General features: G+C 30.9%; 10 protein-coding genes. 8 read left to right on the forward strand and 2 right to left on the reverse strand.

Going from position 1 to position 10802, the window contains the following annotated elements; all coding sequences use genetic code 11:
• The first annotated feature begins 10 nt into the window (after positions 1-10).
• The 7 genes from C1H58_RS07070 (at position 11) to istB (ending at position 7255) form a co-directional block, all read left to right on the forward strand.
• Positions 11-1765, forward strand: a complete 1755-nt coding sequence (locus C1H58_RS07070) for an ABC transporter ATP-binding protein (RefSeq protein WP_165545763.1) — start codon at positions 11-13, stop codon at positions 1763-1765.
• 34 nt (positions 1766-1799) lie between these two features.
• Complete coding sequence (locus C1H58_RS07075) at positions 1800-3533, forward strand: ABC transporter ATP-binding protein (protein WP_165545764.1); 1734 nt, start codon at positions 1800-1802, stop codon at positions 3531-3533.
• 3 nt (positions 3534-3536) lie between these two features.
• Positions 3537-4580, forward strand: a complete 1044-nt coding sequence (locus C1H58_RS07080; protein WP_165545765.1) for a saccharopine dehydrogenase NADP-binding domain-containing protein — start codon at positions 3537-3539, stop codon at positions 4578-4580.
• Positions 4581-4591: 11 nt separating this feature from the next.
• Entirely contained in the window at positions 4592-5929 is a 1338-nt protein-coding gene (locus C1H58_RS07085) for a salicylate synthase (RefSeq protein ID WP_165545766.1), read from the forward strand.
• 164 nt (positions 5930-6093) lie between these two features.
• Positions 6094-6252 (forward strand): hypothetical protein, encoded by a 159-nt coding sequence (locus C1H58_RS07090; RefSeq protein WP_165545767.1) that lies wholly within the window; start codon positions 6094-6096, stop codon positions 6250-6252.
• A 78-nt stretch (positions 6253-6330) separates the two neighbouring features.
• Positions 6331-6561 (forward strand): hypothetical protein, encoded by a 231-nt coding sequence (locus C1H58_RS07095; RefSeq protein WP_242680346.1) that lies wholly within the window; start codon positions 6331-6333, stop codon positions 6559-6561.
• Positions 6509-7255, forward strand: a complete 747-nt coding sequence (gene istB, locus C1H58_RS07100; protein WP_242680354.1) for an IS21-like element helper ATPase IstB — start codon at positions 6509-6511, stop codon at positions 7253-7255. Before C1H58_RS07095 ends, istB begins: the two co-directional genes overlap by 53 nt.
• 652 nt (positions 7256-7907) lie before the next feature.
• Here istB and C1H58_RS07105 read toward each other — a convergent pair.
• The gene (locus tag C1H58_RS07105) at positions 7908-8486 is read right to left on the reverse strand and encodes a GNAT family N-acetyltransferase (RefSeq protein WP_165545768.1); all 579 of its coding nucleotides are present in this window, start codon (positions 8484-8486) and stop codon (positions 7908-7910) included.
• Between the two features lie 967 nt (positions 8487-9453).
• On the opposite strand from C1H58_RS07105, the gene C1H58_RS07110 reads away from it, so the two are divergent.
• Positions 9454-9645 (forward strand): hypothetical protein, encoded by a 192-nt coding sequence (locus C1H58_RS07110; RefSeq protein ID WP_060830441.1) that lies wholly within the window; start codon positions 9454-9456, stop codon positions 9643-9645.
• Between the two features lie 92 nt (positions 9646-9737).
• Here the strand turns inward: C1H58_RS07110 and C1H58_RS07115 are convergent.
• A partial coding sequence (locus tag C1H58_RS07115; protein ID WP_165545769.1) for an ISL3 family transposase occupies positions 9738-10802 on the reverse strand: 1065 nt, incomplete at its 5' end.

Below are 10802 nucleotides of genomic sequence, written 5' to 3' on the forward strand. Positions count from 1 at the left end.
ACAGTTAAGAATGAATATTGATGAGCATTGGATAAAATCACTATTTATATTTGGACAAGATGCTAAATGGAAGATTATTTCATCTGTTTTATTGTCTATTATTAGTGTATTCTCAGGATTAGTACCTTATTGGACGGTATATAAAATCATACTATTAATGATTGATGGAAATACAGAGGTGAATCAAGTTATTTATTATATAAGCATCGCGGTTGGTGCTTATGTTATACAGGTTATTTGTTTCGGAAGTTCGACGATGTTATCGCATGTTACAGCGTATGATATTTTATCTAGTATTAGAAAGCAATTAGCACATAAATTAATGCGTTTACCTTTAGGAGTTGTAGAATCTAAAAAAATTGGTGAACTTAAAAGTATATTTGTCGATAAAGTAGAAACGATTGAATTACCGTTAGCGCATATTATTCCAGAAGTATTAGGCAATTTATTACTTTCTATTTCAATATTTGTTTATATCGTCATTGTTGATTGGCGTATGGCTTGTGCCATGTTGATTACGGTTCCTATTGCATTTTTTGCTTACAAAAGATTAATGACCGGATTTAATGATACTTACGAAGGACAAATGACATCGAATAATTATATGAATAGCGCCATTGTTGAATATATTGAAGGTATAGAAGTGATTAAAACATTTAACCAATCGCAAAATTCTTATAAAAAATATAAAGATGCAGTGAATGTATATAAAAATCACACTTTAAATTGGTTTAAAAGTACATGGGGCTATATGAATTTAGGTGCGAGCATACTCCCTTCAACCTTTCTAGGTGTGTTGCCGCTAGGTATGTATTTAATTTCAATTGACCAGTTGAATTATGCAGAATTTTTTATTTGTTTAGTACTGTCTCTAGGTGTTATAGCACCAATCAAGAACTTTACGAATTATGTTAATCAATTAAAATCTATCGAATATGCTATTACAGAAGTACGCCAAGTACTGAATTTAGAAGAACTCGAAGTCTCGAATGCATTTAAAGAACCTAAGAATTATACAATCACATTTAATGATGTTGGGTTCTCTTATTGCAACGATCAAGATAACTTAGTATTTAATCACTTGTCTTTTGATATTCCAGAGAAGACTTTTACAGCAATTGTCGGTGCATCCGGTAGTGGTAAGTCTACTATTGCGAAATTATTATCAAGGTTCTGGGATGTAACGTCTGGTGAAATTGATATTGGTGACGTAAATATTAAAGATATTGAGCCTAGGAAACTGAACGCATTAGTTGGTTTTGTAGGGCAAGATAACTTTTTATTAAATCTTACATTTAAAGAAAATATTAAATTGGGTAATCCGGAAGCATCAAATGGAGCAGTTGAAGAAGCAGCCAAATTAGCGCAATGTCATGAATTTATTACGAAATTACCAGAAGGCTATGATACGAATGTAGGTTCTGTTGGTGATAAATTATCAGGTGGTGAGAAACAACGTGTCACAATAGCGAGAATGATCTTGAAAGATGCACCGATTATTGTTTTAGATGAAGCAACTGCTTATGTCGACCCAGATAATGAACAAAAAATTCAAGCTGCATTAAATGCTTTGACGCAAAACAAGACACTCATCGTAATTGCCCATCGATTATCTACCATTAAACAAGCAGATCAAATTATTGTATTAGGTCATCAGCAAATTCTTGAAAAAGGTAACCATGCAAGATTATTGGATAAGAATGGTCACTATAAACAAATGTGGGATATGCACATCGATGCGAAAGATTGGGGGGTTTCTTCTTAATTTGTAATGTACTCAAATACAAAGGAGGATTAATATGTTTCATATTACATTTAAGATTATAAAGTGGGTATCACCCTATAGATCGAGAATGATTTTAGGATTTGTGATGTCATTTGTTAATTCTATTTTTATCGCTTTACCAATCTTTTTAGCTGCCCAAGTGTTTAACCGTGTGCTATCTTATAAAAAAATTGAAATGTATGAAATTATAGGCGTGTTAGGTGCCATGATTTTATTAGTATTAGCAAGATTTGTGACAGCTTATTTAAAGAATAGGCTTCAAGAAAGTATTGCCTATGAAATGGGGGCGAAAGAACGTTTAAATATTGGTGACAAACTAAAAAATGTTAGACTAGGGTATTTTGAAGATCACCAAACAAATGAACTTGCTACAGTTGTGACAACAGATTTAACTTTTTTAGAAACTTATGCGATGAAGATGGTTGATATTGTTGTAAATGGTTATATATTAATTGCTGTTTTAATTTTTTCGCTATTAGTTGTATCTTGGGAAGTGTCACTATTAGCTTTCATTGGAATTGTTCTATCTTTACTTAGCATTCATTTATTAGAAAAGAAAAGCCATCAAAACGCACCTTATTATCATTATGTTCAAAATCAGCTCGTTGAAAAAGTACTAGAAGTTGTTCGAGGCATTCAAGTTATTAAATCGTTCTCAACGGAAAATACGAGTCTCAGAAGTTTCAACAAAGCAGTAGATGAAAGTAAGCGTGTGAATTCGAAAATTGAATTACAATACATACCGTTTAATTTATTACACTTATTGAGCTTGAAGGTAGTTTCTATCGCCATAGTATTAATTGCAAGCTTATTATATATAAATCAAAGTATTGATTTACCAACGCTCATTATGATTTCTATCTTTTCATTTGTAATATTTGAAAGTGTAGAGAATGTAAACAGTGCAGCACATGTTTTAGAGATAATCGATACGACGTTAAATGATATTGAAGAAATTAAGAACGCACCTATATTAGATGAAACGGGAAGAGATATCGAAATCGATAATTATGATATTGAATTTGATCATGTTAGCTTTTCATATGGAGAGAAACGAGTGATTAATGATGTAAGCTTTAAAGTAGGAAGGCACACATCTACAGCAATCATTGGACCATCAGGAAGTGGGAAATCAACGCTATGTAATTTGTTGTTAAGGTTTTACGATGTAGGTGAGGGGACGATTAGAGTAGGTGGTGTCGATATCCGAGATATGACACTTAGTACGCTGATGTCGCATATTAGTGCTGTATTTCAAAAAGTCTACTTATTTAATGATACGATTGAAAATAATATATTGTATGGTAAACCAGGCGCAAGTAAAGAAGAAGTGATTACAGCAGCAAAACAAGCATGTTGTCATGAATTTATCATGTCACTACCAGATGGCTATCAAACAATGGTAAATGAAAAAGGAAATAATTTATCTGGTGGAGAAAAGCAACGTATTTCTATCGCAAGGGCGATATTGAAAGATGCACCAATCATTATCCTAGATGAGGCAACTGCGAGTATCGATCCAGAGAATGAAAATCTCATTCAAAGTGCTATTGATGAATTAAGTAAAGGTAAAACAGTCATTACAATCGCACATAAAATTGGAACAATTAAAAATGCAAATGAAATCATTGTATTAAATGAAGGTAAAATTATTCAAAAAGGCGATCACGAGACACTAGTGAATCAATCTGGTACTTATCAAAAATTTATCCAAATCAAGACACAATCAGAAGGTTGGAGATTGTAAATCATGATAAAGCAAATTGGAATTTTAGGTGGAAATGGTGCGATAGGCAGTAGGTTAACTGAGTTGTTATCTGAGCATAAAGATATACAAATTAAAGTTAGCGTAAGAACAGAGAACCTTATCAATTTAGAACATCATCAAATCAAATATGAAACATTGAATTTGGATAGTGTAGATGCTTTAAAAAGATTTATTAACGGATGTGATATTGTTGTAAATTGTACGGGTTATTATAATAAAAATATAATAGAGTGTTGTTCAGAATGTTGTGCACACTACGTTGATACTTCTGGCGAGTTGAATTTAGCTCAAAGTGAAGGTAAATTGGATAAACAATTGCAGCAAAAACGATTAAGTGCAGTACAATTTGTTGGTGTAAATCCGGGATTAACAGAAGTACTTATTGCATATTGTAAAGCGTATTTGAATGTTGACGAATTAGAATTATACTTTTCAGGTTCTGGTGAATTATCGAATTCGGCAGTGCTTGAAATAATAGAAACTTCAGAACCACCATATTCATATAGTCAAATGTACATTAATAATGGTAAAACTGAACAGTTAGACTATATGATGAAAGAGGTTAAGTTATTGGGTAATGGATGCTCGTTTTATTGTGTGCCCATTATCGATTATCATTTTATGAATTGTATACAACAAAACGACATTTCAAAAGCATACTTTTTTAATGCTTTTACTTATAAAGACATTATATATAGAATGGTAGAAGCTAAATTTCTGTATCAGAATAATCAAATTGAAAAAGCTATATCAATATTAATGAATGCATTTAAAAAATATAATAGTGAAAATAATTCATACACATTAATAAAAATAATTGGAGATAAAAGACATGAAATCAATTTTCGAAGCTCGCTGAATTGGAATGAATTAACCGCTTTAGTTGTCTACCATACAGTGATCTTAATTTTAAGAAATAAAATTGAGGAATATGGAATTAAAACTTTATATGAATCTATAAGTGAGAATAACTTGCTGTTAGAAATGAAGAAGAATCTGAAAATAACAGTAGAAATTAATAAATGAGGTGAAATGACTTGAATAACACTTTATATAATTTAATAAGTAAACTTCAATATGAAGTGAGTAATTATGATATAAATTCCTATAATTTAGATAGTTTAAAATACAGCATATGCGATTATTCAAAAAATATTTTAAAAGAAGACTTTATGATGTATGAAATGAACGGGACGACATATATAGGTATTAGCAAAGCATTCGAGGTTAAAGTAAGTAGTACAAAAATCGCTATTGAATGTAAAGAATCAAAGTTAAAAACAGTCGAAGACTTTTCATCTCTGCCTAATTTGTTACAAGAAATACATGATACAGTCGGACATAATAATATAAGTAATTTTGGGTATATTAATTTTAATTTAGCAAAATATTTATATCAATCTGGTAATCATAAGAAAGATGAGGAATTATTGTATTTTTTTGTGCCCTCCATAGAAGTGAAAATAAGCAAAGGGGATATGAGGGTACGCTATTTACAGATAAACCCATTTAATGATTTAAATGAAATATATAAAGAAATAACAATAAAGCAATTACCACTTAAACATGATACAGAACAGTCATTGTTAAATCAAAAATGTGATTTGTACAAAAAGAACGTAAACAAAGCTGTGGAAGATATAAAAGACAAACTGTACTCTAAGGTGATTCTTTCACGAAAAATCATTATATCGGAAAGAATTAACATGCTACATAGTTATTTTTTAGGGCTAAAAATTAATAATCCTGCAAGATCATATTTATATGATATTAATGGTATGGAGTTATTTGGATTTTCCCCTGAAACAATCGTTCAAGTAGATAATAATAACAAAGTGTTCACGTTTCCGTTAGCTGGTACAAGAAAAAACAAAGAACATCTAAAAAAAGAGTTATTGACTGATATTAAAGAAGTGGGAGAGCATGCTGTTTCAGTTAAGTTAGCGGTAGAAGAACTTAAAAACGTATGTAAATCAGATACTATAAAAATAGAAGAATTTATGAATATTTATGAAAGGGGATCTGTACAACATTTGGGTTCTGTGGTATCAGGTATTCTTGAGAGTGATAACTATTGGAAAGCGCTTTTATCTTTATATCCTGCTGTGACAGCTTCAGGAATTCCAAAAAAAGAAAGTATCCGAGCAATTGAAAAATATGAGGATACACCACGAAATTTATATAGTGGGGGTGTGTTTTTAATCAACCAAGATTATGGATTTGATGTGGCCTTAATATTGAGAACTGTCTTTCAAGACAAACATGAAACCTTTGCAAGAGCTGGGGCAGGGATTGTCGAGAAATCAAAGCCTGATAGAGAATTGGAGGAGACTCGTGAAAAGTTAAACTCAATTTTGACGGCATTGAGTTTGTAAAAACATAAATAATAATATAAAAATTATTTATATAGTAACATTATTGTAAATGGCAGTTATAAAATGTAGGAAAATGGTGAAATGAAAATGCTGTTTTTCCTACATTTTTCTTTTTAAATTATATAATCGTGTCTTAACTCAATCTTCGATTGGAGGTTATTTGATTGGGACATGACATTTATGAAAGGGTGCTATTTTACATTATGAAAGATATTAAACCAAATTATGCTGAGCTTGGTCGACAATATAATTGTGATCCAAGAACAGTTAAAAAATATTATGAAGCAGAAAAAGAAAATGAATTAGAAGGATTGAAGAAATGACAACAAACTAAGAAAGCATCAAAACTAGATCCATTCAAAGAAATTATTGATGAAAAAGTTGAATTAGGATGTACTGCTATGGCTATTTTTAAATACATAGAGAAAAAAGATATGAAGGTAAATATACTATTTTACGAGAATACTGTAAAAATAAAAAACAAAATAAGACTAAAAAAAGCAACTATACGCGTAGAAACAAATTCCGGTATAGCTGCTCAAGTAGACTGGAAAGAAGATATGATAATGCATGATAAGCTTGGCAGAACTTATCAATTCAACATCTTTCTTTATGTTCTTTATATTCAATAACTCTACTGATGAATTACTTTCTAAAAATGAGAAATCATTAACTGAAATATTGATTGATTTAACGGAAAAAGAAATAGAATATCAATCAGAATTAAAATTTAAACGTGCTGTGAATTCAGCACGTTTCCCTAAAATAAAATATTTACATGATTTTGATTTCATGTTTCAACCTAGTATAAATCAACAAGAAATACTCACTTTAAAATCCATGCATTTTTTAGAAGATAGTATAAATATTTGTTTCCTAGGTAACAGTGGTGTTGGTAAGACGCACTTGGCGATCTCATTAGGAATAGAAGCATGTAAACAAAATATAAAGACTAGATTCTATACTTTCAAAGAATTAATAGACTTATTAACTGTCTCGGATTCCAAAGGAATCATCAATAAAACATTAAAACAATTAAGCAGAATAGAGTTACTTATCATTGATGAAATTGGTTATTCTCCCATCACTAAAGAACAAGCTGTTTTATTCTATCAGTTAATGTCGCTAAGATATGAAATGAAATCAACAATAATTACGACTAATATTCCGTTTTCTAGTTGGGGTGAGTCATTTAGTAATAAGATTGCATCATCAGCTATAATTGATCGATTACTTCACCATTCTAAAGTATTTAAAATTACTAGAGAATCTTATCTATTAAAAGATTATAAAAACGAAAAATCCTTAAATATGCGACAATCTTAAACCGCCAAAAAACAGCATTTTTAAACCGCTATTGACATTTATTTAATTCGCTTTTAATTCGTCTTGTACCAAAGCTCCTTCTATTTGTGTTAAAAATACTAACAATAGTTTTTTTCTAATTCTGAATCATCATTTTTTAGTTTATTTGGAGTTCGTTTTATTGAATCATAATAAGTGCTTCTTGGTATTTTTAGGACTTTGCACATTGCTGATACTGAATATTGATGTGCTTTATTTTAAATGACTTCTATTTTCATCCCATGATCAGCACTACTTGCTTTAAAATATCGTTTTCCCTCTTTAATTATTGATTTTCTTTACGCAGTTTTCTGAGCTCTTTTTTCATCATCAGTTAGATTGTCAACAGCACTGGATGATGCACTATTTTGATAATTCTTAACCCATTTATCTTACTCCGAAGCTGTCAGATTGTATTCTCTAACAATATCGGATTTAGATTTTCCATTTTTAAATAAACATACCACTTGAAGTTTAAATTCCGAAGTATATGTTCTTCTTTGTCTAGCGATAATAAAATCGTCTATTTTTTTAATTAAACAATACATCCCCTCAGAAAAGTTATTCAATTAAGAGTACGCGATTCAACGCTGCTTAATTTGCTATAAAATAAGACTTAATTCTTTCCTTTTTTTTAAACCATTTTTTTAAAATTTTCAGCCTCTAAGTTGATAAAGTAAATATGATTATCCGTCCATCCTTCAAATTCATATATAAAATTCTTTCGAGTACATTCATATTCAAAACCAGATTTTTCTAATAGCTTGATCGAAGGGATATTGTCTATATTTACGTGAGCTTCAAGTCTATGGAATTTAAGAACACTACTCGCTATATAGAGTATTTTTTTAATTGCTTCATAGGCATAGCCATTGCGCCAAAACTGATTATGTACAAAGTAACCACATTCGCCCCATTGAAAGTTTTCACGTCTTATCGTTGCGATATCAATCATACCTAAATGTTGTTGATTATGCTTATCGAATATAGCAAAAATATACATTTGGTCATTTTCAATAAATTCTTGATGCTTTTTGACAAGTCCGTTAAACCAAGGTTTTGTACATTCTGACATGTCTATAAGCCCGTCATCATATTTATGTTTTGAAGGCTTTCTATCAGTGAAACCTTTTAACCATCTTTCATAATCACTGTTCTTCAGAGGCCGTATTTCTAATCGATTCGTTGTAAAAGATAAATTTTTGTTGTTCATATAATGAGCACCTACCACTATGTCATATTTTTATTATCATTGAATGAATCACGCGTGAGAATTAGACCGAATATGTTGAATTTATAGAATCTGCGCACAAAATAGGCAAATCATAAAAACGCTTACTTTCTTAGTTTAACAATACATTCACACAAGTAAATATAGCAAGTATATGTATCTATAAAAGAAACCCTTCATAATTAGAAAAACCATAACATGTCTAAATCTCAGTAGTTATTGTTAGATTCAGTTATCTTTATATTTTGCTAGAAAGTAAGAATAAAAACTTTTAAATAAAACCATTGATGATGTTTTAGTGACTAACAAAAAATAATATTGAGCTTGTAAATGTGACCTTGAAACATGGGAATATGAGAAAAAACGCTGATAAAATTGTTCAAGAAAAATGAATCTCCTAAAAAGGAAATTAAGCGGCTCTATTAAGTTTCTAAAAACATAAGTGCTTTGGAGCATTCGCTTGAAAATAACGATAAAGTTGCTTTTGACAAATCAAGAGCCGCTAAACATATGAAAAGGTCTAAGGCGGTTATTATAAGAAACGAAAGAAAAATTGAAGAAAAGCAATCCTTCATTGATAATGTTGAAAAGTAAGTGTTACCATTACGTGATTTTTCTATATTTATAGATTACGAATTATTTAGATTATTGTGTGGTAGATCAACTGATAGAAACATTATCAAATGCGCGCCCCACTATGATTTTTATCGATCATAATGAATACTTCAGAAATGCTTTAGCGACGCAGAAAGTTCATCTATCACCATTATAATTAATTATTAAAATAGTTGTGAAGGTAAAAAAGTCTACCGCTTTCATGTTAGTTCATATTTTAACAATCAAGGTCGAATAATGATTGGAGGATATGACACAATAAACCTTAAGGACATGATTTTAGATATGTCAAATAGAGAGGACACAAATTAATGGCTTTGAGGAGATATTGAATATGTCTAAAAAAACTAAACTAGCTCATAACGCCGCCTATAATAGAATGTTAATTGTAATTGGAATTTTATCCTTTATGTTCTTTTATTTTGCTATTGGTGCAGGGTATTTATCTAGCTTTACTATTGCTTCTCTCCCTATTATTGTCGGTATCGCTAATTTAAAAGAAATAAGAAATAAACACAAAAGCTAAATAGGATTGATAGCAGATATGATAAAAAAGATAAGATACATCATAAGAAAGTGAGGTTCTTTGTCAACGTCGGTTGGCGAGGCGATAACGCATTAAGCAACGTTATTTTGTTGTTTAATGCGTTTTTTATATTCACTTACAAATACCTTGGAAATGATTAAGATTCGATTCCTAAAATTCCGGAACTTTCTATAACCATAAGAAACCCGTTTAATCAGTTTTATTTTATTATTAATTCCCTCAATTGGCCCATTCGTTAAATGTGGATAACGCATCGTATTTGAGATATAGGGCAAGTATTTGATGAATGTTTGAATGACGCGCTTGAGGCCTTGTGAAATATCTTTTGTCTTTGAATCCTGTAAGATGAACTGTAATTGCTGGATATCGTTTGCTTTTAAGGCACTTAAAAGACGATGCCCTGTTTCATATGTCTCTTTGAGCCTCTCATCAAGGCCCAATAAATACTGAACTAAACTGTATTGACTCTGCCAAGACTTAAAAAGTCCGTATGACTGATATATCATTCGATCTAAATCTAAGGGCGCTTTTAATAGTAACTTCCAATAACGCTTTAATTTATTATATTGAGGTCTGTCTTTTGTCCTAAAACCATTCATAACTTGAACTCGGCATCGATTGATTTCACGATTGATTGCTTGCACAAGGTGAAAGCGATCAATAATTATCTCCGAATGAGGAAATAAGTCTTGAATGAGTGCAATATAAGGTGGAAACATATCTATAGAGATGGTTTTCACTCTTTCACGTTGCTTTCTAGAGAACTTTAAAAAATAGGCTTCTAATTTATGTTTGCGACGATCAGGTAAAATATCGATGATATCATGGGTTACACTATCACAGTAAATAAAGCTCATCGCACCTTCGACATCTTTCGTTGATTTGAATTCGTCAAAAGCTAAGTGCTCAGGTAAAACATGATGCGCCTGCGTCTTCACTGAATCACTCACCTCTTTTAAATGGCGATGGACAGTTGAATGTGATACACACAGACTTTCAGCGACATCCTTTTCTGAGATGACTTTAGATAGTTTCCGCGTCATCATGCGTTTGACCTCATTTGAGATGGTACATCGGGGCTGAATATAGGGTGTTTGAGCTGTAAAGGTTTGTTGACAAGCTTTACAGTAAAAGCG

This window comes from Staphylococcus sp. 191, assembly GCF_011174885.1.
GTDB lineage: Bacteria > Bacillota > Bacilli > Staphylococcales > Staphylococcaceae > Staphylococcus > Staphylococcus coagulans.

Excerpts from the sequence above, each read along its gene's own strand:
- C1H58_RS07070 (WP_165545763.1), top strand. The coding sequence starts at position 11 with ATGAATATTGATGAGCATTGGATAAAATCACTATTTATATTTGGACAA.
- C1H58_RS07075 (WP_165545764.1), top strand. The coding sequence starts at position 1,800 with ATGTTTCATATTACATTTAAGATTATAAAGTGGGTATCACCCTATAGA.
- C1H58_RS07080 (WP_165545765.1), top strand. The coding sequence starts at position 3,537 with ATGATAAAGCAAATTGGAATTTTAGGTGGAAATGGTGCGATAGGCAGT.
- C1H58_RS07095 (WP_242680346.1), top strand. The coding sequence starts at position 6,331 with ATGGCTATTTTTAAATACATAGAGAAAAAAGATATGAAGGTAAATATA.
- C1H58_RS07105 (WP_165545768.1), bottom strand. The coding sequence starts at position 8,486 with ATGAACAACAAAAATTTATCTTTTACAACGAATCGATTAGAAATACGG.
- C1H58_RS07110 (WP_060830441.1), top strand. The coding sequence starts at position 9,454 with ATGTCTAAAAAAACTAAACTAGCTCATAACGCCGCCTATAATAGAATG.